Source organism: Ramlibacter sp. (assembly GCA_019635435.1).
Classification (GTDB): domain Bacteria; phylum Pseudomonadota; class Gammaproteobacteria; order Burkholderiales; family Burkholderiaceae_C; genus JAHBZM01.
This window is the reverse complement of record JAHBZM010000001.1, coordinates 1,695,328-1,718,724: the sequence shown is the minus strand read 5'-3', so window position 1 is coordinate 1,718,724 and position 23,397 is coordinate 1,695,328. Positions and strand designations below refer to the sequence as shown.

Genomic DNA, 23,397 nt, shown 5'->3' with positions numbered 1-23,397 from the left:
TCAAGCATCCAATCAGCCTGTAGTCCATACTGGGCGGCCACAGTCCGCTATCAAAACAAGAGCAATCATGAAAATCGCAGTTCTCCCGGGTGACGGCATCGGCACCGAAATCGTGGCCGAGGCCATCAAGGTCCTCAACGTGCTGGACCTCCCCCTTGAAATGGAATCGGCGCTGGTCGGCGGCGCCGCCTACGAGGCCCACGGCCACCCGCTGCCCGAGTCCACGCTCAAGCTGGCCAAGGAAGCCGACGCCGTGCTGTTTGGCGCCGTGGGCGACTGGAAGTACGACAAGCTCGACCGGCCGCTGCGCCCCGAGCAGGCCATCCTGGGCCTGCGCAAGAACCTGGGTCTGTTCGCCAACTTCCGCCCCGCGATCTGCTACGAGCAGCTGGTCGATGCGTCCAGCCTCAAGCCCGAGCTGATTGCCGGGCTGGACATCCTGATCATCCGCGAGCTGACCGGCGACATCTACTTCGGCCAGCCGCGCGGCCGCCGCACCGCGGTGGACGGGCACTTCCCCGGCGCCGAGGAAGCCTTTGACACCATGCGCTACTCGCGCCCCGAGATCGAGCGCATCGCCCACGTGGCCTTCCAGGCCGCGCAAAAGCGCAGCAAGCGCGTGACCAGCGTCGACAAGGCCAACGTGCTGGAAACCTTCCAGTTCTGGAAGGACGTGGTCACCGAGGTGGGCCAGCAGTACCCCGACGTGGCGCTGGACCACATGTACGTGGACAACGCCGCCATGCAACTGGTCAAGGCGCCCAAGAAATTCGACGTGGTGGTCACCGGCAACATGTTTGGCGACATCCTCTCCGACGAAGCCGCCATGCTCACGGGCTCCATCGGCATGCTGCCCTCGGCCAGCCTGAACGCCAGCAACCAGGGCCTGTACGAGCCCAGCCATGGCAGCGCCCCCGACATCGCGGGCCAGGGCATTGCCAATCCTTTGGCTACAATATTGTCTGCTGCCATGATGCTCCGCTTCTCACTCAACCAGCCCCAGGCCGCCGACCGGATCGAGTCGGCCGTCAAGGACGTGCTCGCGTCGGGTTTGCGCACGGCGGACATCTGGTCGGAAGGCACGACCAAGGTGGGCACCCGCGACATGGGCGACGCGGTCGTGGCCACCATTACCAAAAAGACCACCAAGGGCTAGAAAAGCTCCGGTTCGTCGCGCGCCCTCCCCGGCCAGACGAGCCGGGGGAACAGATAACTTTCTGAAAGGGCAAACGTGATGAGCAAGGTTGGAAATACGGTCGGCCTCGTGGGCTGGCGCGGCATGGTCGGTTCGGTCCTCATGGACCGCATGCAGGCAGAAGGCGACTTCGGCCTCATTGAACCGGTGTTCTTCTCCACCTCCAACGCCGGCGGCAAGGCCCCGGCGCAGGCGAAGAACGAAACCACCCTGAAGGACGCGCACGACATCGAGGCGCTGCGCAAGTGCGACATCGTCATCACGGCCCAAGGCGGCGACTACACCACCGAGGTGTTTCCCAAGCTGCGCGCCGCCGGCTGGACCGGCCACTGGATTGACGCGGCCTCCACGCTGCGCATGAAGGATGACGCCATCATCATCCTGGACCCGGTCAATCTGCCGGTCATCAAGAACGCGCTGGCCAGGGGCGGCAGGAACTGGATCGGCGGCAACTGCACCGTGAGCTGCATGCTGATGGGCGTGGGCGCGCTGTACAAGGCGGGCCTGGTCGAGTGGATGAGCGCCATGACCTACCAGGCCGCCTCGGGCGGTGGCGCCCAGCACATGCGCGAGCTGCTCACGCAATTTGGCACCCTCAACGCCGAGGTCCGCAGCCTGCTCGACGACCCCAAGTCGGCGATTCTTGAAATCGACCGCAAGGTGCTGGCGCGCCAGCACTCACTCACTTCGGACGAAACCGCCAACTTCGGCGTGCCGCTGGGCGGCTCGCTGATCCCCTGGATCGACAAGGACCTGGGAGACGGAACCAGCAAGGAAGAATGGAAGGCCGGCGTCGAGACCAACAAGATCCTGGGCCAGGGCCCGGGCTTCGGCACCCCCGCCACGCCGGTGGACGGCTTCTGCGTGCGCGTGGGCGCCATGCGCTGCCACAGCCAGGCGCTGACCTTCAAGCTGCGCAAGGACGTCCCATTGGCCGACATCGAGGCCCTGATTGCCGCCGACAACGCCTGGGTCAAGGTGGTGCCCAACACCCGGGAAGCCACCATGAAGGACCTCACGCCCGTCGCCGTCACCGGCACCCTGGGCATTCCGGTGGGCCGCATCCGCAAGCTCGCCATGGGCCCGGAGTATGTGGGCGCCTTCACCATTGGTGACCAGTTGCTCTGGGGCGCGGCCGAACCGCTGCGCCGCATGCTGCGCATCCTGCTTGACGCATAATCGCGCGCTGCAGCGCACACCGAACGGCCTGTAATCAGTGGTTACAGGCCGTTGTCATGTGACAACAGCCCGCTAGGTGTAACGACCAGCCCGAGGTACGCTCAGAAGTTAAAAGCCGTCTCAGCTTGTCAGGCTAAGACATTGATGTTATGGTCGTTTTAGCAAATTCAGTGGCGAGGCTTTAGTCCGCATGATGAGAAAAAAGTTGCCTGCAGATCGAGCAATGGAGGCGCATAAATTGACCGGGAAGCCAACGCGCTGGCAGGCATCCGCCATGGCCATCGGAATCGCGATGCTGACTGGCATCGCCAGCCCCGAAGCGCACGCGCTCGCCCTCGGGCGGATCACCGTCCAGTCGGCACTGGGTGAACCCCTGCGCGCCGACATCGATATCCCCGAAATCACGCCTGACGAGGCCGCCAGCCTCAAAGCCGCTGTCGCCTCGCCGGACGCTTTCCGCGCCGCGGGCCTCGAATACAACTCCGTCATCACCAACCTGCAGATCAGCCTGCAGCAGCGGCCCGGCGGGCGCATGTTCCTGCGCCTGTCCAGCGACCGCGTGGTCAACGACCCCTTCATCGACCTGATCCTGGAAGCCAACTGGGCGTCGGGCCGCATCGTGCGCGACTACACGATGCTGTTCGATCCGCCGAACCTGCGCCCGCTGGGCCCGCCGCCCGCAACGATTGCGCAGGTGCCGGCCGCTGCCGCGCCCGGACCGGCCGCCTCACCCGCCCCCGCCCCCGCGCCTGCCGCCACCCGGCCCGTGGCGCCGCCCCCCTCCATGGCTGCGTCGCCGCAACCGGTGCGCCCCCAGACGCCGCGGCCTGCCGCCGCGCCGGCTCCGTTACCCGCCGCGACGGCAGGCAGTGGCCGCGAGGTCATCGTGAAATCGGGCGACACGGCCGGACGCATCGCCACCGCGAACATGCCCGCCAACGTGTCGCTGGACCAGATGCTCGTGGCCCTGCTGCGGACCAATCCCGATGCCTTCATCCAGGGCAACGTGAATCGCGTCAAGGCCGGCGCCGTGCTCGAGATTCCGACCGCCGAACAAGCAGCGCTGGTGGAGCCCTCACAGGCCCGCCAGACCATCGTGGCCCAGGCCCGGGATTTCAATGAATTCCGCCGCAAACTGGCCGGCAGTGTGCCGGCCACCGAGGTGGCCGCTGCCAACCGGCAGGCCAGCGGCAAGGTCCAGGCCAAGGTCGAAGACAAGCAGCCCGCGGCGCAGGCCCCCGACAAGCTGACCCTGTCCAAGGGCGCGGTCCAGGGCAAGAACGCCGTGGACAAGATCGCCAAGGACCGCGCGGCCCAGGACGCCGCCGCCCGCGTGGCGGAGCTCAACAAGAACATCGCCGACCTCAGCAAGCTCGGTGCCGCCAGCAGCGGCCCGGGCGGTGCGGCGGCTGCCAAGCCGGCAGCCAGCGCCCCCAAGACCGGGGTCGAAGTTGCCACTGGCGCCCTCGCCGCGGCCAGCGCGCCCAAGCCCGCCGCCAGCGCGCCGGCACCCGTTGCCGCACCCGCTCCTGCTCCCGCCCCCGTGGCCGTTGCAGCAGTGGCGCCAGCGTCGGCTCCCGCAGCTCCCGCGGTCGTGGCACCCGCCGCCAGTGCCCCGGCGCCCGTCGCCGTCGCTCCTGCACCTGTTGCTCCTGTGCCAGCCCCTGTGGCGGCACCCGCACCGGCGCCCAAGCCTGCGGCGCCCAAGGTCACCGCTCCGCCTCCGCCGGAACCCAGGCTGCTGGACGATCTGACGGACAACTGGCCCATCGTGGCAGGGGTCGTGGGTGCGATCGCGCTGCTGCTGGGCTTTGGCTTCTACCGGGTCCGCCAGCGCAAGAAGTCCACCCAGGTCGACAGTTCCTTCCTCGAAAGCCGCTTGCAGCCGGACTCGTTCTTCGGCGCCAGCGGTGGCCAGCGCATTGACACCAATGAAGGCGGCCCGACCGGCTCCTCCATGGTGTATTCGCCCAGCCAGCTGGATGCAGCCGGTGACGTGGATCCGGTGGCCGAGGCCGACGTCTACCTGGCCTACGGGCGCGACCTGCAGGCCGAGGAAATCCTCAAGGAAGCCCTGCGCACCACGCCGCAGCGTGTGGCCATCCATGGCAAGCTGCTTGAGATCTATTCCAAGCGCCGCGACGCCAAGGCCTTTGAATTCATTGCGTCCGAGGCGTTTGGCCTGACGCGCGGTGAAGGTCCGGACTGGGAACACATCTGCGAACTGGGCCGCGACCTTGATCCCGCCAATCCGATGTACCAGCCCGGGGGGCAACCCACCCCGGGCGGCGCGGCTCCCGGGCCCGCGCCGGCCGCCTCGGCGGACAATTTCGCCATGGCCACGGCCACGCACGTCGTGCCCCAGAGCATGGCGCCGCCCGCGCCCGCGATGGATCTGGACCTCGATCTGGACTTTTCCATCGGTGACGATGCACCGGTCGACCTGCAGGCGACCACGCCCATGCAGATCGAGCCCACGGTCGCGTTCGCGGCGGCTCCGGCCCCCGTCGAGCCGCCCTCGCTGGACATGGACTTCGGCAGCGCCACGATTTCGTTGCCCCCCTCGCCCGCACCAGCACCCAAGGCACCCCCGCCCCCACCCGCGACTGAAGCGCCAGTCCGGCTGTCGGCGCCCGACCTCGCATTGTCCGAAAACGAGCTGAGCTTCTCGCCCGACGCCCTGGGCAAAACCGCTCCGATCATGGCCTTGCCCACCCCTGTGCCCCCGCCGCCGCCCGTGGTGGACGCCGGCATGATCGAATTCGACCTGGGCGCGCTGTCGCTGGACCTTCCCGCGCCCGCTGCGGGAGCCACTGCGGAGGGCGGCGACACAGCTGGCACGCCGCTGAGCACGGGATTTGATGATTCCGGCGCCGACCCGCTGTCCACCAAGCTCGCGCTGGCCGAAGAGTTCAGCGCCATTGGCGACCCCGATGGGGCCCGCAGCCTCGCCGAAGAGGTCGTGGCCGAGGCTTCGGGCGCGCTCAAGGCCAAGGCCCAGCGCTTCCTTGCCGAACTGGCCTGAGCCGGGGCACTGCCGCTGGCCTGACCGCCCGGCCCTCATCAGGGCATCTGCGAGGCTGCCATGAGGATTGCGCTGGGCGTCAGCTACAACGGTCAGGCCTATGACGGCTGGCAGAGCCAGCCCTCAGGCCGCACGGTCCAGGACCAGCTGGAAGCCGCCCTCTCCCAATTCACGACGCAGCCTGTCAGCACCCTGTGCGCCGGGCGCACCGATGCCGGCGTGCACGGACTGATGCAGGTCGTCCACCTCGACACGCCTTTGCAGCGCGAGCCTTCCTCCTGGGTGCGCGGCACCAATCGCTTCCTGCCGCCGGACATCGCGATCCAGTGGGCGCAACCCGTGCCCGATGCGTTTCATGCGCGGGCCAGCGCCATCGCGCGGCGCTATGCCTACGTGCTGCTGGAGTCGCCGGTTCGTCCCAGCGTCGATGCCGGTCGGGTCGGCTGGACCTTCCGGCCCATGGACGCCACGGCCATGCGGGCCGCCGCCGCCCTGCTGCTGGGCGAGCACGATTTCACCTCGTTCCGCGCCTCCAGCTGCCAGGCCCGGTCGCCGGTCAAGACCATGAAGCGCGTCGAGATCCACCAGCACGGGGCCTACTGGCGTTTTGAGTTCGAGGCCAGCGCCTTTCTGCACCACATGATCCGCAACATCATGGGTTGCCTGCTGGTGATCGGCCAGGGGCAGCAGCCCCCGGCCTGGATGGCTCAGGTCCTCGCCGCGCGCGACCGCGACGCCGCGGCCCCGACGTTTTCACCGGACGGCCTGTACTTCCTGGGTCCGGTGTACGAGCCGCACTGGGGCCTGCCGCAACGCACGGCTGCGTATGATTGGCTGCCATGAACATGCCCAGAACCCGCATCAAGATCTGCGGCCTGACGCGCGAGCAGGACGTGGACGCCGCTGTCCAGGCCGGCGCCGATGCGGTCGGTTTCGTGATGTACGACCGCAGCCCGCGCCATGTCTCGCCCGGGCGTGCCGCCGAGCTGGCGCGCCGGCTGCCGCCCTTTGTCACGCCGGTGCTGCTGTTCGTGAATGAATCCGCAGCAAAAATCACGGCCATCTGTGACCAGCTGGCGGGGGCCACGCTGCAATTCCATGGGGATGAGACGCCGCAGCAGTGCGCGCAGGCCACGCGCGATGGTGCCCGGCCCTGGCTGCGCGCGGCCCGCATCCCGCTGGATGACGCCACGCCGTTCGACTTGCTAAAATTCGCTACCGACTATTCACAGGCCCAGGCCATCCTGCTCGACGCCCGTGTCGACGGATACGGCGGCGGCGGAAAAGCATTCAATTGGTCACGTCTTCCAGCAAGCGTCAACTGTCACCTCGTTTTGTCTGGTGGACTCACGCCTGCAAACGTGACCGATGGCATTCTGCAGGTACGGCCGCGCTGCACATCGCTGGCCGTTGACGTGAGCTCCGGCGTCGAGCTTGAAGGCCCTGGCAACAAGGGACTCAAGGACCCGGAAAAGATCCATCAGTTTGTCGCGGCCGTGCGCGCCGCCGACAGGCTTCTTGCAGAGTCCAACCATGTTCGAGTACCACCAGCCTGATGTCTCAGGCCATTTCGGAAAATACGGCGGCAGTTTTGTCAGCGAAACCCTGACCCACGCGATCAACGAGCTTCGCGAGGCCTACGCCAAGTACCAGCACGACCCGGAGTTCATCGCCGAATTCCACAGTGAGCTGGCCCATTTTGTGGGCCGCCCTTCGCCGGTCTACCATGCAGCGCGCATGAGCCGCGAACAAGGCGGGGCCCAGATCTACCTCAAGCGCGAGGACCTCAACCACACCGGCGCCCACAAGGTCAACAACACCATTGGCCAGGCCATGCTGGCCCGGCGCATGGGCAAGCCGCGCGTGATCGCCGAGACCGGCGCCGGCCAGCACGGGGTGGCCACGGCCACCATCTGCGCCCGCTATGGGCTGGAGTGCGTGGTCTACATGGGCAGCGAGGACGTCAAGCGCCAGAGCCCCAACGTGTACCGAATGAACCTGCTGGGCGCCACCGTGGTGCCCGTCGAGTCGGGCAGCAAGACGCTCAAGGACGCGCTCAACGAAGCCATGCGTGACTGGGTCACCAACGTCGAGAACACCTTCTACATCATCGGCACCGTGGCCGGCCCGCACCCCTACCCGATGATGGTGCGGGACTTCCAGAGCGTGATTGGCGAGGAGTGCCTCAAGCAGATGCCCGAATTCACCGGCGGCAGGCAGCCCGATGCGGTCGTGGCCTGCGTGGGCGGCGGCAGCAATGCCATGGGCATCTTCCACCCCTACATTCCTTTTGAAAACACGCGCCTGATCGGTGTCGAGGCGGCCGGTGAGGGGCTGGACAGCGGCCGGCATTCGGCCTCGCTGCAGCGCGGCAGCGCCGGCGTGCTGCATGGCAACCGCACCTACATCCTGCAGAACGACGATGGCCAGATCACCGAGACGCACAGCATCAGCGCCGGTCTGGACTACCCCGGCGTGGGCCCGGAACACGCCTGGCTCAAGGACATCGGCCGCGCCGAGTACGTGGGCATCACCGACCAGGAAGCGCTGGCGGCTTTCCATTACCTGTGCCGTACCGAGGGCATCATTCCCGCGCTCGAATCCAGCCATGCGATCGCCTACGCCATGAAGCTGGCCAAGACCATGAGCCCCGACCAGAGCATCCTGGTCAACCTGTCGGGGCGGGGCGACAAGGACATCGGCACGGTCGCGGACCTGTCGGGCGTGGACTTTTATGACCGCCCGTCGATGCGCGGCCTGCAGGTCAAGGGAGGCAAGGCATGAGCCGCATTGCCACCACCCTCTCGGCGCTGAAGGCCGATGGCCGCACCGCATTGATCCCCTACGTGACGGCGGGCTTCCCGTTCGCCGACATCACGCCCGAACTCATGCACGGCATGGTCACGGCCGGGGCCGACATCATCGAGCTGGGCGTCCCGTTCTCCGACCCCATGGCCGACGGGCCCGTGATCCAGAAGGCCGGCGAAAAGGCGCTGTCCATGGGCGTGGGCATGGTTCAGGTGCTGGACATGGTGCGGCGCTTTCGCGAGGGCGACCCGCGGACCCCCGTCGTGCTCATGGGCTATGCCAATCCGGTGGAGCGCTACGACCTGATGCATGGCAAAGACAGCTTCATCCGTGACGCCGCGGCCGCCGGCGTGGACGGCCTGCTGGTGGTGGACTACCCGCCCGAGGAATGCGAGGACTTCGCCGCGCAGTTGAAGAACCACGGCATGGACCTGATCTTTCTGCTGGCGCCCACCAGCACACCGCAGCGCATGCAGCAGGTGGCCCGCGTGGCCAGCGGCTATGTGTACTACGTCTCGCTGAAGGGCATCACCGGCGCCGGGCACCTGGACACGGCCGCCGTGGAACAGATGCTGCCGCGCATCCGCGACCATGTGAAGGTGCCCGTGGGCGTGGGCTTCGGCATCCGCGACGCGGCCACGGCCCAGGCCATCGGGAAAGTCGCTGATGCCGTGGTGATCGGCACCCGGATCATCCAGTTGCTCGACGACCAGCCGCGCGACAAGGCGGTGGCAGGCGTTGCCACCTTCCTGCGCGAAGTGCGCGCAGCGCTGGACGCATAATGCTTCCCTACCGTTCAGGAGAACCCGCACCATGAGCTGGCTCGAAAAACTGCTCCCCCCCAAGATCCTGCAAACCGACCCGACCGAGCGCCGCACGGTGCCCGAGGGCCTGTGGGTCAAGTGCCCCAGTTGCGAAACGGTGTTGTACAAGACCGACCTCGAGCAGAACCAGAACGTCTGCCCGACCTGCAGCCATCACCACCGCATCGGCGCGCGCGCGCGCCTGAACGCCTTTCTGGACGCCGAAGGCCGCTATGAGCTGGGCCAGGAAGTGCTGCCCGTGGATGCGCTCAAGTTCAAGGACAGCCGCAAGTACCCCGAGCGACTCAAGGAGGCGCTGGAGAACACCGGTGAGACTGACGCCCTCGTGGTGATGGGCGGCGCCGTGCACAGCATCAACCTGATTGCCGCGTGCTTCGAGTTCGACTTCATGGGCGGCAGCATGGGCAGCGTGGTGGGCGAGCGCTTCGTGCGTGGCGTCGAGGCCGCGGTCGAGCAGAAAGTGCCTTTCCTTTGCTTCACCGCCACGGGCGGTGCCCGCATGCAGGAAGGCCTGCTCTCGCTCATGCAGATGGCCAAGACCAACGCGGCCTTGACCCGGCTGGCCAAGAAGGGCCTGCCTTACGTCAGCGTGCTGACCGACCCGACCATGGGTGGCGTGAGCGCGGGCTTTGCCTTTGTGGGTGACGTGGTGATCGCCGAACCCAAGGCGCTGATCGGTTTTGCCGGCCCGCGCGTGATCGAGTCCACCGTGCGCGTGACGCTGCCCGAGGGCTTCCAGCGTGCCGAGTTCCTGCAGCAAAAGGGCGCCGTGGACTTCATCTGCGACCGGCGCGAGCTGCGCAAGACCATTGCCAGCACGCTGGCCATGCTGCAGCGCCAGCCTGCCGACGCCGTGGTCTGAACCGCGCCGGGGCCTTGCCGGCCCGGGTCAGAACAGGATCGCGCGCTGGATCGCGGCCAGCACCATGGCCGCGATCTGCAGCACCACCAGCAGGGCCAGGGGCGACAGGTCAATGCCGCCCACCAGCGGGATCAGCCGCCGGAAGGGCCGCAGCAGCGGCGAGCACAGCCTGCTGATCACGTCCACCAGCGGCGAATCCGACTGCACCCACGACAGCACGGCGTAGACGATCACCAGCCCGGTCAGGCCCGAGATCACAAGCCGCACCACACCAAATACCGCCAGCACGGGCAACAAGGCCACACTGCCGCCGGTGAGCAGCCACAGCACGCCGAACTGGGCCAGCACGATCAGCCACGCGCCCACCAGGCTGGCGGTGTCCCAGCGCCCGACCGGCGGCAGCAGCTTGCGCAGCGGCAGCACCAGCCAGTCGGTCACGGCGAACACGAAACGCCCCACCGGATTGCCGAACGGCACGCGTTGCGCCTGCATGTACAGGCGCAGCAGGCAGGCACCGCCCAGCAGGCCAGCCGCCACGTCAAGCAAAAAGGAAATGATTTGGTAGAGCATCACAACAGGATAAACCGCTCGTGGGATGATAACGGGCAGAAACGGCTTTTAGATGTCATCCGTCCTCACCCTGTCCTCCCTTCCGCTGTTCCCGCTGGGCACGGTGCTGTTTCCCGGGGGGGTGCTGCCCCTGCGGGTTTTTGAAGTCCGCTACCTCGACATGATCGGCCGCTGCCACCGCGCCGGCGCGCCCTTTGGCGTGGTATCGCTGACCGAGGGCAGCGAAGTCCGCCAGCCCGGCGGGCGCGAGGCGTTTTCGACCGTGGGCACGCTGGCCACCATCACCCGGTTTGAAACGCCCCAGCCCGGCCTCATGACCATCCGCTGCAGCGGCGCCCAGCGCTTTCGCATCACCGCCAGTGACCAGCTCAAGCACGGCCTGTGGGTGGCCGATGTGCAGCGCATGGACGAGGACCTTGTGGTGCCGGTGCCGGACGACCTCAAGGGCACGGCCGAGGCACTGGACAAGCTGATCCAGACCCTGCAGGCGCGGGCCGGCCAGGAGCCCCTGCCGCTCGAGGCACCCTGGCGCCTGGACGACTGCGGCTGGGTGGCCAACCGGTGGTGCGAACTGTTGCCCCTGCCCGTGACGCTCAAGCAGCGCCTGATGGAACTGGACAACCCCCTGGTTCGCCTTGAGCTGGTCAGCGATGTGCTGGCCCGCACCGGCATTGCCGGTTGACTCGTTTGCTACTTTTTTTATAGCGGCAGGTGGCCGCCAGTCCTGGACTCCAGCCCTGTTTGACCTGAAAACGGGTTACCGGCCGGCGTACTCGGGCACCTGGGAGCGCAGCCAGTTGCGCAGCACCGCGCCGGAGGGCGCCGGCCCCGCGTCCATCACCCATTGCACCACGGCGTCGATGTCGGCCACCTGCTGGCCCGAGGTCTTGGCAATGCGCAGTTTGGGGTGCGGGGTGGGCTCGGTGGTTTCGTCATCGGCGAGCAGCTCTTCGTAGAGTTTCTCGCCGGGCCGCAGTCCGGTGTAGGCGATCGGGATGTCCTGCTCGGTCTTGCCCGACAGCCGGATCAGCATGCGCGCGAGCTCCACGATCTTGACGGCCTCCCCCATGTCGAGCACGAAGATCTGGCCAGACCGCCCCATCAGCCCCGCCTGCAGCACCAGCTGCGCGGCCTCGGGGATGGTCATGAAATAGCGGACGATTTCGGGGTGGGTCACCGTGACCGGCCCGCCGCGCGCGATCTGCGCCGTGAACAGCGGCACCACCGAGCCGCTTGAGCCCAGCACGTTGCCAAAGCGCACCGAGACGTATTGCGTGGCCGCAAACGAAGCCGCCACGCCCTGCACCATGAGCTCGGCCAGGCGCTTGCTCGCGCCCATGATGTTGGTGGGATTGACCGCCTTGTCGGTCGAAACCAGCACGAAGCGGCTGGCGCCACACTCGCCCGCGGCGCGCGCCGAATTCAGCGTGCCCAGCACATTGGTGCGCAGGGCCTCGATCTCGTTGAGGTCCTCCATCAGCGGCACATGCTTGTAGGCCGCGGCGTGCAGCACCACGGTCGGCCGGTGCTTCATGGCGATGGCCCGCAGGCGGTCGGCCTCGCGCACGTTGGCGGTGTAATAGCAGCCCTGCATCTGCGGATGCGCCTCGCGCAACTCCTGCTCCAGGCCATAGACCGCGTACTCCGAGATGTCAACGCAGATGAGCCGCCCCACGCCCAGGCGCGCGATCTGGCGGCAAAGTTCGGAACCAATCGAGCCCCCGGCACCGGTCACCAGAACCGTCTGGCCCGAGAACAGCTCGGCCAGGCCCGCCACATCGAGCTTCACGGGCGTGCGGCCCAGCAGGTCTTCGAGTTCGATCCTGCGCGGTCCGGCCGACTCGGTCTTGAGCCATTCGTCGGGCCGCGGCATGGTCAGCAGGGTCACGCCCGCGTCGGCCGCGTGCAGCAGGACTTCACGGCGCTCGGCCGAGCCGGGCGGGGAGGCGACCAGCGCGGTGCGGGCGCTGGTCGACACCGAAGCCTTGGCAATGGCCCCCGGAAAACCCAGCACCCGGATGTTCTGCAACGACCGGCCCGCTTCGGCGGCGAGTGGCGACAGAATGCCCACGGGCTGCCATTGCATCGAGCCCTTGAGCGCGCGCAAGGCATTGGACGCATCCTGCAGCGTGCCCACGATCAGCAGCGGACGCGCCGAGGGGTGCACGAGCCGCCGCTCCGCCAGCGTCCGCCGCGCGGCCCGCGCGGCCCCGAGCAGGATCAGCGCGAGCAGGGGTTGAAGCAGCAGGACGGAACGGGGGAACGCCGGCAGGCGCTGCATCAGGACCGCCGCCGTCGTCAGCAGCCCGCCCAGCACGATGCCCGCGGCCAGCTGTCGCAGTTCGGGCAGGCCGATGTAGCTCCAGACCTGCCGGTAAACGCCCGAAGCCACCAGGCCCACTGCGTAGGCCACCAGACACCAGGGCGCGGCCTCCAGCCCGAGCTGGACAAATTCAGCGGGCACGTCGAGATTGAAGCGCAGCCAGAATGACAGCCCCCAGGCCAGCATGACCAGAACCAGATCCAACGCGAGCAGCAGCCCCGTCTTAGGCAACCGCACGCCGGTCCTCCGTCTGGGTCAGGGCCCGCCTCAGATGGTCGACCACCCGCCCCAGTTGACCGTCGGTCAGATTGGAGCCCGAGGGCAGGCAGATGCCTGCCTCGAACAGGCCCGCGGAAACGTCTTGCGCGGCCCCGTGCGGGAAATAGGGCGCGTCCCGGAACAGCGGCTGCAGGTGCATGGGCTTCCACACCGGTCGCGCTTCGATGGAGTGGCGCTCAAGCGAGCGCATGACTTGCCTGCACGCGGTCTGGGCATCCGGCGTCGCCAGGGTGAAGCAGGTCAGCCAGCGCGTTGAGCGGTAGCCTTGAGGTTCAGGCATCCACTGCACTTGCGGCATGTCCGCCAGGGCCTCGCGGTAAACCTCAAACACCCGGCGGCGTTGCGCCACCCGCTGCTCCAGCACCCGCAGCTGGCCGCGGCCAATGCCGGCGAGCACGTTGCTCATGCGGTAGTTGAAGCCCACTTCCACATGCTCGTAGTGCGCCGCCGGCTCGCGCGCCTGGGTCGCCAGCTTGCGGGCCCGGTCCATCAGGGACTTGTCCTGGGCCACCAGCATGCCACCGCCAGAGGTGGTGATGATCTTGTTGCCGTTGAACGAATACACCGCAATCTTCCCGAATGTCCCGCTGGCCCGTCCCCGGTACGTGGCGCCCAGGGACTCCGCGGCATCCTCAAGCACCGGCACGCCGTAGCGCTCGCACAGCGGCAGCAGTGCGTCCATATCCGCACTCTGGCCATAGAGATTGACGATGATCACACAGCGCGGCAGCCGGTTCTCGCGCTTCGCCCACTCGAAAGCGCGCTCAAGGGCGGCTGGCGACATGTTCCACGTGCCGGGCTCGGAATCGATGAACACCGGCAAGGCACCGCAGTACAGCACCGGATTGCAGCTGCCCACGAAGGTCAGGGACGAGCAGAACACGGTGTCACCGGGCTTCACGCCCAGCAGGATCAGCGCCAGGTGAATCGCCGCGGTGCCCGAGCTGACCGCCGCCGCATGCCCCGCGCCCACATGCCCGGCCAGCTCGCGCTCGAAGCCGTCGACGTGAGGGCCCAGCGGAGCAATCCAGTTGGTGCGGAAGGCATCCTCGACAAAGGCGGTTTCTTCCTCGCCCAGGTGAGGTGATGACAAGTAGGTGTGACTGGCCAGCTCCCGCAGGAACACCACGTCCACTGCCCTGCCCTGGCCGTCCACCACGGGCACATGGTCAATGCGATGGGTCTCCAGACGTTCGCGGATCACCGCCAGTGCGTCGGTATCGTGAACCGTGATCGGCGCGCGCGAAGGCAGCGTGTCCAGCCGCTGGGACAGGCCCACCTGTTGCAGCACCGCGCGTCGCAAGTCGCCGTCGGTCAACGTGCGGATCAGCGTCCGGTCGGGGGCGAGCACCAGCAGAATGCCCTGGCGGCACTCATCCATGCGCTGCAGGGCCTGCTCCAGGGTCAGATCCGGCGCGACACACAGGCGTTCGAATTCATTGGCGTTCATGAGGGGCTCAGTATGTATTGACCTTGAGCAGGCGCCGGGGATCCAGAGGTGCCTCGCACACCGCCTTGAGCAGGCGCCCGGCCGCATCGCCTTGCCCATAGACATTCTCGACGGGGTACCGGCCCCGCGCAAGCGCCCGGCGCAATGCCTCGCCGATTTCATCGGGGGCGTTGCCGCAGTCCACCGCGTTGCGATTGCGTTCACGCAGGTTCTGCCTGTCACCCACGTTGACCACAGGCGTGCCAAAGCTCGCTGCTTCGATGATACCGGCCGATGAATTTCCGACCATCACCGCGCAATGACGCATCGCCGTGGCGAACTGCTCCCGGGACAGGTGAACCACAAAGGCCGACCGGCCGCCACTGGCCAGAGCTTGCCGGGCCTGCTCGGCCAGAGCCGCCGAACCGGCATCAGAATTGGGCGCCAGCCAGAGCGTCTGCAGGCCGGTGTGGCGCACGGCTTCGATCAGGTCCCGCACCTGTTGCGCCGCGGCCTCGGCCTGCTGCACCACCGGATGGAAAAGGCCCAGAGCGAAAGGTGCACCGGGATCCAGCCCGAACCCCGCCAGCAGCTCATTGGCCGAGGCGGCCGACGACTCCACCAGGCCATCCAGACCCGGAGCGCCCGTGACAAAAATCGAGTCTTCGGGCTCGCCCATGCGGACCAGACGCTCGCGCGAGCCCTGGGTGGTCACCAGATGCCAGGTAGCCATCTTGGAGATGCTGTGGCGCATGGGCTCGTCCACCGTACCGGAACGCTCCCCCCCGTGAACGTGGAACAGCGGCAGTCCCAGATGCAGGCAGACGATGGCGGCAGCCAGCATCTCGCCGCGATCCCCCAGGACCATCACCGCGTCGGGGCGCAGCGCCTGCAGGGCATCGGTCATGCCGATCACGGCCTCCCCCAGCGACGCCGACATCGACGCACGCGACCGGGTGGTGACATTGACCGGAACACGAGCAGCGATCGGCAGGCCCGCCGCCTCGATCTCGCGCCAGGTGGCGCCAAACTCCTCGCTCAGATGCATGCCGGTCACCAGCACGCTGACCTCCAGCCGGGGGTCCGCGCTCAGGGTCTGCAGCGCATGCCGCATCAGGCCAAAGTCGGCCCGGGTCCCGCTGACATAGACGATGCGCCGGGTCACGCCGGCTCCACGAGGTGGTCCCACATCAGGACCTGACCCGCAGCCACGGGCCGCGACAGTTCTCGGCCGGCCAGGGCCTCAGCCCACTCGGGCTCGATACCGCCCGCGGGGCGACGCAGCTGCAAATCTTCCGGCCGCAGCACATGCCCCGCCGGCAGCGCAACCGCCGCGACCACGCTGCGCCGCGCGACGGCCAGCGTATTGAGCTCCGAGGGATGGGGGGCCTTGGTGCCATCGCCCAGCATGGCTTCCATCTCCCGCAACGCTTTCACATAGTCCGCGAAATCGGTGCCGGTCATGGAGGCCAGGTGGTCAGGTCCTGGCGCATTCCGGTCAAAGGTGATGTGCTTCTCGATCACCGTGGCGCCCAATGCCAGCGCGGCAAGCGCCGCGGCCGCCCCTTCACTGTGGTCGGAATAGCCCACCGGCAGGGCCAGCGCCCGCGCCAGGGTCTGGATGGCCCGCAGGTTCAGTGCTTCTGGCGCAGCGGGGTAGTTGGAGGTGCAATGCAGCACGCACAGCGGCACCTCGCCCGCCACGATCGCAGCACCGTGGGGGCGGGCGGACTCGATCCAGCCCACTGCCCGGCGAACTTCATCAAGCGTGCCCATGCCCGTGGACAGGATCAGCGGCAATCCGGTGCGGGCCGCATGCTGCAGCAGGGGCTTGTTGGTGAGCTCCCCCGAAGGCAGCTTGAGCCGGCGCACGCCCGTGCGGACCAGCAAGTCCACGGCGGACTCTGAAAAGGGTGTCGAAAAAAACTCGATGCCCTGTTCGTCGGCGTAATGCTTGAGCTCGGCGTGCCAGGCCTCGGGCAATTCGAGCTGGCGCAGCATGTCAAACTGCCGCGTGGCCCCCGCATTGCGGGTCTGGTAGTGGGCCGCGGGTGCGTCCGGCGTCACCAGGTCTTCCGCCCTGAATGTCTGAAACTTGACCGCGTCCGCACCGCTGCGCCTGGCGATGTCGATCAGCTGTTTCGCCAGTGCGAGCTGGCCGTTGTGGTTGACGCCAGCCTCGGCGATCACAAAAACGGAACTCATCGGTCGGTTCCCCTGAGATGGAAGACATGCCCGTGAAGATCCACGTACGGACCCCACGGGGGATAGTAGGTGGCACGCACGCGGCGGGCGACTTCATCCGCAGGCATGTCGGGCAGGATACGGCGAAGGCTCTCGAATTGCGCGCGCGTGAAGGGTGGCCGCGTCCAGTGCTCGGTGGATTCAGGGAAGCGGCCGCTTTGCAGGTAGGTGGTCATCACGTCGGTAAACAGGCCTGCCATGGCGGCGTAGGTGCGCTGCAACAGGCTGGCAACCGTCTCGTCGGGCGCCATCCCGAAACGGGCCACCTGGATGATGCGCCCCGTGTCCACTCGGGACGCCATGTGATGGCAGGTCGCGCCATAGGTTGGCGCATTTTCATACAAGGCAAAATTGTTGCAGCCAATGCCGGGATACTCCGGCGTGGCCGGGTGGAAATTGATCGCCGCCGTCGTGGCGCGCGCCAGCAGGTCCGCGGGCACCACCCAGCGGCTCAGATAGCTGATGATCAGGTCGCCTTGCCAGTCCCGCGCCTGGGGGGGCAGCGGGTCTCCCCAGGTTCCGTCCACGTACACCACCGCCTCGAAGTGCTCTTCACACCAGCGCCTGGCACCCGCGCAGGCCGGATCTCCCGGTTTGCCCAGAAACAGCACACGCTGCGCGCATTTGGTGGAATCATTGCTCACCACGCGGTCCATCCGCCATCGACCACGAGGTTGTGGCCCGTCACATAACGGGACGCCTCGCTGCACAGGTATTGCATGGCATGGGCCATGTCCTGCTCGCTCGCCATGCGTCCCAAAGGCACCTTGCTGGAATAGTTGCGCACAAAGGTCTCGTTCTGTCCGCTGTACACCCCGCCCGGGGTCACCGCATTGACGCGCACACCGCGGTGTCCCCAATAGGTGGCGAGGTAACGGGTCAGGCCCCACAGGCCGGCCTTGCTCGCCGAATAGATGGCTGGTGTGTTGATCTTGCGGCCCAGGTATTCGGAGCCCTCGTAGATGCCTTGATCGGGCGCGACGATGCCGTAGATGGACAGCGTGTTGACAATGCTCCCACTGCCGCGCTTCGCCATGGGCGACCCGAACACCTGGGATGCGAGCATCGCGCCGTTGAGATTGACCCCCATGATGTGATTCCAGTCCGCCAGCGGAAAGGTTTCGAAGGGCTCAAAGAAATTCTCGGTCTTGGTGGCCGCGTTGTTCAGCAAGGCGTCCGCCTCGCCCCATTGGGCCGTGAGCACACCATGCGCAGCGCGCAACGAGGCCGGGTCGGCCACATCGGCGGCGTGGACCACCAGCGCATCATGGCTGGCTCCCAGCCGGCCAAGCGCGGCCTCATCGCGGTCCAGGGCAAATACACGGGCGCCAGCCTCCAGCAGGGTCTTGACCACCACCGACCCGATGATGCCCCCGGCACCAGTCAGCACCACAATCTTGCCGTCCAGGCGGAACGCGTCACTCATTTGGATTGCCCGTTTCTTTTCATCATCAGCTCCACCAGGTCGAAATCAATCGGGTGGTCAATGTCGATGGACCGCTCACGCGGCATGGCGTACAGCCTGACCCGGGGCGACGACCAGAGCGATCCCGTGAGCATGGCACGACGCCACACATAAATGGAGGCATTCATGGCATACACCGTGGGGGCTCCCTGGCGGCCAAACACCTCCTGCGCCGGTCGGCAGACCCGCTCGAAGTAGCCATCGGGTTTGCGTTCCACCATGTTGAAGTAAGGATTCTTGTCTGATTCATACCCCGTGATCACGAGGTCGGTGGCATCGTCGAGCAGCGCCACGCAGGCGCGGATATCGTCAATTTCACGCAGGGGCGAAGTGGGGTCAAGATCGATGACGGTGTCCACTGGCCCGGCCCTGGCTTCCACCCAGGCCACCAGGTGCTGGATCACCGGCAGTTTGGCAGCCGTCGATGTGGCCAGTTCGGCCGGCCGCAGAAAGGGCACTTCGGCGCCAAAATCCCTCGCCACGGCGGCGATCTCTTCGCTGTCGGTGGACACAATGATGCGATCGGCCAGGCCGCTTGCCCGGGCCTGCTCAATGGTCCAGCCGATCAACGGCTTGCCCAGCAGGGGGCGGATATTCTTGCCCGGCACACCGGCGGAGCCGCCGCGTGCGCAGATGCTGATGACCTTCATCCGGCAGCCTCCTTCATGGCAAGCATCAACGACGTGGTCTCCAGGGCCTCGTCGAGCGGGGACAGGACCCGGTGCGCGGGATCGGCGATCGCCCGCAGCCAGTCCTGCATCTGTGAACGGTAGGTGGCGGCCATGTCGAAATCCGCCGGGTCATCCGTGAGCAGGGTCTGTTGCTGCGACCCGTCGATCCACGCTTTCCTGGCCGGCAGATCCCAGTACAGGGTCCCCTCCTCGCCCACCACCACGTACCGCCGGACCAGCCGGCGCGACACATAGTCCATGCTGATGGTGACCGGCGCGCCCGTGGCCAGGCGCAGCAACGCCACATGAACGTCGTCCGCCTCCAGTGGCAGCCGGCTGAAATGCCCACCCACCGCGGACCGGACCTGAAGTTCACCCAGAAGATGACGGGCCATGTCCACTTCATGGACCAGGTCAAAAAGCACGCCGCCGCCCTGGCCGGCCTGCGCGCTGTAGCTGTCGGCCATGACCCGTCCAGGCCGCCATTGGGCAAGGTCCTGCCCCACTTCAAGATGGGCCCGCACAATGCGCCCCATTGTGCCGGTCTGGAGCACTGCCTTGACCTGATGAAGCGAGGGCATGTAGCGCAAATTGCATCCCACGACAACAGGAATCGCCGGGCCGGGTGACCGCCGGGCGGCCTCCACGGCCTCCAGTTCCGCCCGCGAGACCACCAGTGGCTTCTCCGCCAGACAGGGCCAGCCCTGTTGCAGGGCCGCCAGCAGTTCATGGGCATGCCTGGCCGACACGCTGGCCACGATGATGGCCTGGGGACGCCACGCCAGTGCGTCACTCCAGCTGGCGATCCACTCACACGGCTGCAAGGCCGCGTCGGGAGCCTGGCTGGCCAGCACTCCCACTGTGGCGCCGGGGCACAGGTCCCGCAGGTGCCGAACATGGCGCCTGGCAATCGAGCCTCTTCCGGTCACGAGGACGCGCATGGCCATTACAGCGACAAAAAGGACGCGAGCATCCCGAGGCCGCCTTCAGCGCTGCGCTCAGGATGAAACTGGCAACCCCAGACATTGTCACGCCCCACCGCCGCGCAGATGCGCACGCCGTCATAGAACGTGTCCGCAAGGCGATCGGCTTCATGCTCCGGGACCGGCGCGAATGAATGGACAAAGTACACCGCTTCGCCCGCTGGAAACGATGCCAGGGGCGTCCCCTCCCAGGTGGGCCTGGCCGCAGGACGCGACAGCTCGCTCCAGCCAATGTGGGGAATGCGGTGGAGGCGACCATCGGGTGTGCGGGCAGGAACCGGCTGCACACGGCCGGGAATCAGGCCGAGGCCGGGGTGATCGCCAAATTCCTCGCCCACGTCAAACAGCATCTGGGCGCCAACGCAGATCCCCATGAAAGGTCGGCCGGTGGCAACAAAGCGGTGGACCAGATCGTCGAAGCCCCGCTGGCGCATCTCACGCATGCCCCCCGTGAACGCGCCAACACCCGGCAGCACCAGACGGTCCGGCAGCGTGCCAACCTCATGCGCCCGGGTCGCGATGCTGACCTCGGCGCCGCAGTGCTGCAGGGCCCGCACCACGTTGAGCAGATTGCCAATGCCATAGTCGATCACGGTGACGCGGGGGCTCATCGCGGGACTCCCAAACCGGCTTCCCGGGCCTGGGCCTTGAGTTGTGGCACGGTGGTCCGCTTCCAGTGCAGCGCGTCCGCAACGGCAAGGCCCGAAGCGCCCGCCGCGGCTGCCCGGGCGAGGTCCTGTGGCTGTCCATAGCCCCCACTGGCGATGAGGGGCACCTGCACGCGAGCCGCGACGGCCTCCACCAGCTCAACGTCAAAGCCCTTGCGCGTGCCCTCCCGGTCCACCGAAGTCAACATGATCTCGCCGGCGCCCAGCGCCACGGCGCGCTCGACCCAGTCCACCACGTCCAGGCCCGTGTGCTCCCGGCCGTTGTCGGTGAACGCTTCCCAGCCGCCGCCGGTCTTGCGCTTGGCCTCGACCGACAGCACCACGCACTGCGCGCCGAATCGCTGCGAGATTTCGGTGATCAGCGCCGGCCGCGTGATCGCAGCCGTGTTGATTGCCACCTTGTCTGCGCCCGAATGCAGCAGGGTCCGCACATCCTCGATGGAGCGGATGCCCCCTCCGACGGTGATGGGAACATAAATCTGGTCCGCCGCGCGCTTGACGATGTCCGTCAGGTTGTTGCGCTGATACAGGCTGGCGACGATGTCCATGAACACCAGTTCGTCGGCGCCCTGACGGTAGTAGTCCAGCGCAAACTGGTGCGGATCGCCCACCACCCGCAAACCCTCAAGCTGGATGCCCTTGATGAGATTGGGTCCCTTGATGTCGAGCCTGGGAATGATGCGCACGCCAGCCAAGACATCCTCACGCGGGGGCGTAAACCGTGTGCCGCAATTTCCAGGCGCCGGCCTCCCGCCGCCACAGGTGGGGCGAGCGGAACTGGTCGCACAAGCGCCGGTAGTAGTCGGCGTCCAGCACAGGCGACTCGAACATCTTTGACGCCTTGGGAAATTCCTTTTCAGGCATGCTCAGGTACTGGAAGATCTCTTCGGCGAAGCGGCCCGGGTACTCCCCGTCATAGCGCTGGACCAACGCCACGCCCTCGTCGCGGTTGATGTCGCCCGAACGGATTTCCTGGGCCGCATCGTAGGTGGCCCGTCCGATCCCGAACTTCATGAACGTGGTGTGGTAATGGAAGTCGTCGATCCGGTCGTCGATGCTGTTGTACTTGCTGTAGGTGCCCGGTGTCCGCTCGGGGGAGGCTTCGAATCCACCATGCTCCACGGCATAGTAGTAGCAGCTTTGCGGGTGCCATTTCAGGTAGTACCCCAGGTAATGCACCTCCACCTGCTTGGCCGCGATCTGGGCCGGGTCGGCGGGAAGGTAGGGCAGAAGATCCTGCGGCTCCAGGCCGAAGTCTTCATACAGGCTCTTGACCGAGGTGCCGCCAAGGAACATCGACGAAGGATCCGTGCCGGCAAAGTAGGACCAGTCCCGTTTGGCGCTGGAGGTGTCACCGATCGGGTTGCCGTATTCCGCTTCGTTTTCGCCATAAATCACGAACGGGATGTCATGCAGGATGGCCATCTTGGGGGCCAGTGATTTCTGACCCAGGATGAACGCCTGGAACGGGTGCAGCAGGCGGTCCACGGCCAGCCTTGTCAGCAGGCGGTGAACCCGCCCATTGGGCGTCATGAGGTAATTGTCGTGTCCCGCGTGGATCCAGCGCTCGAAATTCTTCCAGCCCCAATCGGTGTAGACATGGGGTGCCCAGGTCACGGTCAGCGGATGCATGCCAAACCGGGTCTTGAGCACGTGCGAGGCGTAGAAACTGTCCTTGCCCCCCGAGCCGGGCACCAGACAGTCGTAACCTGAACGGCTGCGGAAACGGTCGCACAACGCAGCCAGACGGTCTTCGCGATCCTTCCAGTCGATGGTGCCGCGCTTCTGCTCGGCAAACCGGCAGGCGTCGCACACGCCCTCGTCATCAAAGTTGATCGTGGCCTTCCTTGAAGCCAGTGTGTGCTGGAACTCGACCGCCGAATTGGGACGCTGGTTGGAAATGACGCAATGCCGGCAGAAAGCGACGTAACGAGGCAAGCCGTACTTGGCCTCCAGCTCGCCTTCGGCCGCCTCGAAGGTTTCGAGCTGCTCGGCCGTCAATTCCGCGGGGGCTGGGACCAGACTCATTCGGCGCGCTCCAGCCAGACATTCTGGTCCAGCAGCATGGGCCACAGCTTCATGGGATCGCGCACCTTGTCCACGTCAAAGGGCTCGCTCAACACCACTTCCCTGAGCTTCTGGACAAAGCCGTGTTTCGCAAACTCCTCATGCAGATTGGCACGGGGGTAGCCGCCGGGAAACTCCTCGAACAGGTCTTCAATGTAAACACCCTTGCGCACCACGCGGCAACTTTCGGCCACGAAGCGGGCGTACAGCTCATCCTCGAGGATTTCCAGAACACCGGTGATGAGGCCAAAGTCATAGGCTTTGTCAGCGCCCCCAAGCCCGCCGACAAGGTCCCCCTGACGGAACTCGAATGTGATGGCCGGGTTGGTGCTCTTCACCAGGTCGATCGCGTTCTCAACCCGGGACTGGTTCAGGTCGATGCCCACGATGTGCAGCTGGCGTCCGGTCACGGCCTGCGCCTTCCAGCGCGCGGCCGTGAAGTCGATCAAACGCTGGACGGTGTCGCCGTCACCGCAGCCCAGATCGATCACGGTGCCTCCCGCGTCGGCAATCCGGTCCCAGCCCAGCGGCATGATGAACCAGGCCTTGCGCTGCATCAGGAATTCCCAGCGGCGGCGATCAATCGGCTTGCGCGCGGTCTTGTAGTAGCTGTCGAAGTTCTTGCCGGCAATGTATTCGATCCGGCGCTTGACGTAGTCCACGTAAATCTTGCGGTTCTCGCCATTGAGCCACCGCAGCTCGGTCTTCATGGCGGAGAAATCGTCGACCGCGGCGAACGGATTGGCCTGAAGCCCCCACGCCGCGACCGCTTCAAAATCCTTGTCTTCGGGATACCACATTCAAT

22 protein-coding genes are annotated in these 23,397 nt (G+C 66.5%); 9 read left to right on the top strand and 13 right to left on the bottom strand.

Annotated features, from left to right (window positions below; translation table 11 throughout):
- The first annotated feature begins 67 nt into the window (after positions 1-67).
- From leuB to accD, 8 genes are all read left to right on the top strand, one after another.
- A complete protein-coding gene (gene leuB, locus KF796_08205) occupies positions 68-1,156 on the top strand; it encodes a 3-isopropylmalate dehydrogenase (protein ID MBX3586613.1) in 1,089 nt (362 codons plus the stop codon).
- 78 nt (positions 1,157-1,234) lie between these two features.
- Entirely contained in the window at positions 1,235-2,374 is a 1,140-nt protein-coding gene (gene asd / locus KF796_08200; GenBank protein MBX3586612.1) for an aspartate-semialdehyde dehydrogenase, read from the top strand.
- A gap of 190 nt (positions 2,375-2,564) precedes the next feature.
- The gene (locus tag KF796_08195; GenBank protein ID MBX3586611.1) at positions 2,565-5,399 is read left to right on the top strand and encodes a fimbrial protein FimV; all 2,835 of its coding nucleotides are present in this window, start codon (positions 2,565-2,567) and stop codon (positions 5,397-5,399) included.
- 60 nt (positions 5,400-5,459) lie between these two features.
- Positions 5,460-6,242, top strand: coding sequence for a tRNA pseudouridine(38-40) synthase TruA (truA, locus tag KF796_08190; protein ID MBX3586610.1), 783 nt, complete (start codon positions 5,460-5,462; stop codon positions 6,240-6,242).
- Between the two features lie 2 nt (positions 6,243-6,244).
- On the top strand, positions 6,245-6,955 hold the full coding sequence (locus tag KF796_08185; GenBank protein ID MBX3586609.1) for a phosphoribosylanthranilate isomerase: 711 nt from the start codon (positions 6,245-6,247) through the stop codon (positions 6,953-6,955).
- Positions 6,933-8,183 carry a tryptophan synthase subunit beta gene (gene trpB, locus KF796_08180; GenBank protein ID MBX3586608.1) on the top strand — a complete coding sequence of 417 codons (1,251 nt, stop codon included), beginning with the start codon at positions 6,933-6,935 and terminating at the stop codon, positions 8,181-8,183. Before KF796_08185 ends, trpB begins: the two co-directional genes overlap by 23 nt.
- Entirely contained in the window at positions 8,180-8,989 is an 810-nt protein-coding gene (trpA, locus tag KF796_08175; GenBank protein ID MBX3586607.1) for a tryptophan synthase subunit alpha, read from the top strand. The genes trpB and trpA overlap by 4 nt, the downstream gene beginning before the upstream one ends.
- A gap of 31 nt (positions 8,990-9,020) precedes the next feature.
- Complete coding sequence (accD, locus tag KF796_08170; GenBank protein ID MBX3586606.1) at positions 9,021-9,893, top strand: acetyl-CoA carboxylase, carboxyltransferase subunit beta; 873 nt, start codon at positions 9,021-9,023, stop codon at positions 9,891-9,893.
- 27 nt (positions 9,894-9,920) lie between these two features.
- On the opposite strand, the gene KF796_08165 is transcribed toward accD, so the two are convergent.
- Positions 9,921-10,463 carry a YggT family protein gene (locus KF796_08165; GenBank protein MBX3586605.1) on the bottom strand — a complete coding sequence of 181 codons (543 nt, stop codon included), beginning with the start codon at positions 10,461-10,463 and terminating at the stop codon, positions 9,921-9,923.
- 52 nt (positions 10,464-10,515) lie between these two features.
- Here KF796_08165 and KF796_08160 point away from each other — a divergent pair, with 52 nt between their 5' ends.
- The gene (locus KF796_08160; protein ID MBX3586604.1) at positions 10,516-11,145 is read left to right on the top strand and encodes an LON peptidase substrate-binding domain-containing protein; all 630 of its coding nucleotides are present in this window, start codon (positions 10,516-10,518) and stop codon (positions 11,143-11,145) included.
- A gap of 75 nt (positions 11,146-11,220) precedes the next feature.
- Here the strand turns inward: KF796_08160 and KF796_08155 are convergent, their stop codons facing one another.
- Genes KF796_08155 through KF796_08100 form a run of 12 tightly spaced genes read right to left on the bottom strand, consistent with a single transcriptional unit; the run spans position 11,221 to position 23,392 of the window.
- On the bottom strand, positions 11,221-12,972 hold the full coding sequence (locus KF796_08155) for a polysaccharide biosynthesis protein (protein MBX3586603.1): 1,752 nt from the start codon (positions 12,970-12,972) through the stop codon (positions 11,221-11,223).
- Positions 12,973-13,009: 37 nt separating this feature from the next.
- Positions 13,010-14,515: a DegT/DnrJ/EryC1/StrS family aminotransferase gene (locus KF796_08150; GenBank protein MBX3586602.1), complete on the bottom strand. Its 1,506-nt coding sequence runs from the start codon at positions 14,513-14,515 to the stop codon at positions 13,010-13,012.
- Between the two features lie 7 nt (positions 14,516-14,522).
- Positions 14,523-15,659 (bottom strand): UDP-N-acetylglucosamine 2-epimerase (hydrolyzing), encoded by a 1,137-nt coding sequence (neuC, locus tag KF796_08145; GenBank protein MBX3586601.1) that lies wholly within the window; start codon positions 15,657-15,659, stop codon positions 14,523-14,525.
- Positions 15,656-16,699, bottom strand: a complete 1,044-nt coding sequence (gene neuB, locus KF796_08140; protein ID MBX3586600.1) for an N-acetylneuraminate synthase — start codon at positions 16,697-16,699, stop codon at positions 15,656-15,658. The genes neuC and neuB overlap by 4 nt, the downstream gene beginning before the upstream one ends.
- Positions 16,696-17,382 carry a hypothetical protein gene (locus KF796_08135; GenBank protein ID MBX3586599.1) on the bottom strand — a complete coding sequence of 229 codons (687 nt, stop codon included), beginning with the start codon at positions 17,380-17,382 and terminating at the stop codon, positions 16,696-16,698. The genes neuB and KF796_08135 overlap by 4 nt, the downstream gene beginning before the upstream one ends.
- Positions 17,379-18,164, bottom strand: coding sequence for an SDR family oxidoreductase (locus KF796_08130; protein ID MBX3586598.1), 786 nt, complete (start codon positions 18,162-18,164; stop codon positions 17,379-17,381). The genes KF796_08135 and KF796_08130 overlap by 4 nt, the downstream gene beginning before the upstream one ends.
- A complete protein-coding gene (locus KF796_08125; GenBank protein ID MBX3586597.1) occupies positions 18,161-18,853 on the bottom strand; it encodes an acylneuraminate cytidylyltransferase family protein in 693 nt (230 codons plus the stop codon). The genes KF796_08130 and KF796_08125 overlap by 4 nt, the downstream gene beginning before the upstream one ends.
- Positions 18,850-19,815 (bottom strand): Gfo/Idh/MocA family oxidoreductase, encoded by a 966-nt coding sequence (locus tag KF796_08120; protein ID MBX3586596.1) that lies wholly within the window; start codon positions 19,813-19,815, stop codon positions 18,850-18,852. Before KF796_08120 ends, KF796_08125 begins: the two co-directional genes overlap by 4 nt.
- A 5-nt stretch (positions 19,816-19,820) precedes the next feature.
- Positions 19,821-20,468, bottom strand: coding sequence for an imidazole glycerol phosphate synthase subunit HisH (hisH, locus tag KF796_08115; GenBank protein MBX3586595.1), 648 nt, complete (start codon positions 20,466-20,468; stop codon positions 19,821-19,823).
- Entirely contained in the window at positions 20,465-21,220 is a 756-nt protein-coding gene (locus tag KF796_08110; GenBank protein ID MBX3586594.1) for an imidazole glycerol phosphate synthase cyclase subunit, read from the bottom strand. The genes hisH and KF796_08110 overlap by 4 nt, the downstream gene beginning before the upstream one ends.
- Positions 21,221-21,227: 7 nt before the next feature.
- Positions 21,228-22,553, bottom strand: coding sequence for an N-acetyl sugar amidotransferase (locus tag KF796_08105; GenBank protein MBX3586593.1), 1,326 nt, complete (start codon positions 22,551-22,553; stop codon positions 21,228-21,230).
- Positions 22,550-23,392: a class I SAM-dependent methyltransferase gene (locus KF796_08100; protein MBX3586592.1), complete on the bottom strand. Its 843-nt coding sequence runs from the start codon at positions 23,390-23,392 to the stop codon at positions 22,550-22,552. The genes KF796_08105 and KF796_08100 overlap by 4 nt, the downstream gene beginning before the upstream one ends.
- Between the last annotated feature and the right edge of the window lie 5 nt (positions 23,393-23,397).

Coding starts and splice junctions, on each gene's coding strand:
- leuB (MBX3586613.1), top strand. CDS start 68: ATGAAAATCGCAGTTCTCCCGGGTGACGGCATCGGCACCGAAATCGTG.
- asd (MBX3586612.1), top strand. CDS start 1,235: ATGAGCAAGGTTGGAAATACGGTCGGCCTCGTGGGCTGGCGCGGCATG.
- KF796_08195 (MBX3586611.1), top strand. CDS start 2,565: ATGATGAGAAAAAAGTTGCCTGCAGATCGAGCAATGGAGGCGCATAAA.
- truA (MBX3586610.1), top strand. CDS start 5,460: ATGAGGATTGCGCTGGGCGTCAGCTACAACGGTCAGGCCTATGACGGC.
- KF796_08185 (MBX3586609.1), top strand. CDS start 6,245: ATGCCCAGAACCCGCATCAAGATCTGCGGCCTGACGCGCGAGCAGGAC.
- trpB (MBX3586608.1), top strand. CDS start 6,933: ATGTTCGAGTACCACCAGCCTGATGTCTCAGGCCATTTCGGAAAATAC.
- trpA (MBX3586607.1), top strand. CDS start 8,180: ATGAGCCGCATTGCCACCACCCTCTCGGCGCTGAAGGCCGATGGCCGC.
- accD (MBX3586606.1), top strand. CDS start 9,021: ATGAGCTGGCTCGAAAAACTGCTCCCCCCCAAGATCCTGCAAACCGAC.
- KF796_08165 (MBX3586605.1), bottom strand. CDS start 10,463: ATGCTCTACCAAATCATTTCCTTTTTGCTTGACGTGGCGGCTGGCCTG.
- KF796_08160 (MBX3586604.1), top strand. CDS start 10,516: ATGTCATCCGTCCTCACCCTGTCCTCCCTTCCGCTGTTCCCGCTGGGC.
- KF796_08155 (MBX3586603.1), bottom strand. CDS start 12,972: ATGCTGGCCTGGGGGCTGTCATTCTGGCTGCGCTTCAATCTCGACGTG.
- KF796_08150 (MBX3586602.1), bottom strand. CDS start 14,515: ATGAACGCCAATGAATTCGAACGCCTGTGTGTCGCGCCGGATCTGACC.
- neuB (MBX3586600.1), bottom strand. CDS start 16,699: ATGAGTTCCGTTTTTGTGATCGCCGAGGCTGGCGTCAACCACAACGGC.
- KF796_08130 (MBX3586598.1), bottom strand. CDS start 18,164: ATGAGTGACGCGTTCCGCCTGGACGGCAAGATTGTGGTGCTGACTGGT.
- KF796_08125 (MBX3586597.1), bottom strand. CDS start 18,853: ATGAAGGTCATCAGCATCTGCGCACGCGGCGGCTCCGCCGGTGTGCCG.
- KF796_08120 (MBX3586596.1), bottom strand. CDS start 19,815: ATGCGCGTCCTCGTGACCGGAAGAGGCTCGATTGCCAGGCGCCATGTT.
- hisH (MBX3586595.1), bottom strand. CDS start 20,468: ATGAGCCCCCGCGTCACCGTGATCGACTATGGCATTGGCAATCTGCTC.
- KF796_08105 (MBX3586593.1), bottom strand. CDS start 22,553: ATGAGTCTGGTCCCAGCCCCCGCGGAATTGACGGCCGAGCAGCTCGAA.
- KF796_08100 (MBX3586592.1), bottom strand. CDS start 23,392: ATGTGGTATCCCGAAGACAAGGATTTTGAAGCGGTCGCGGCGTGGGGG.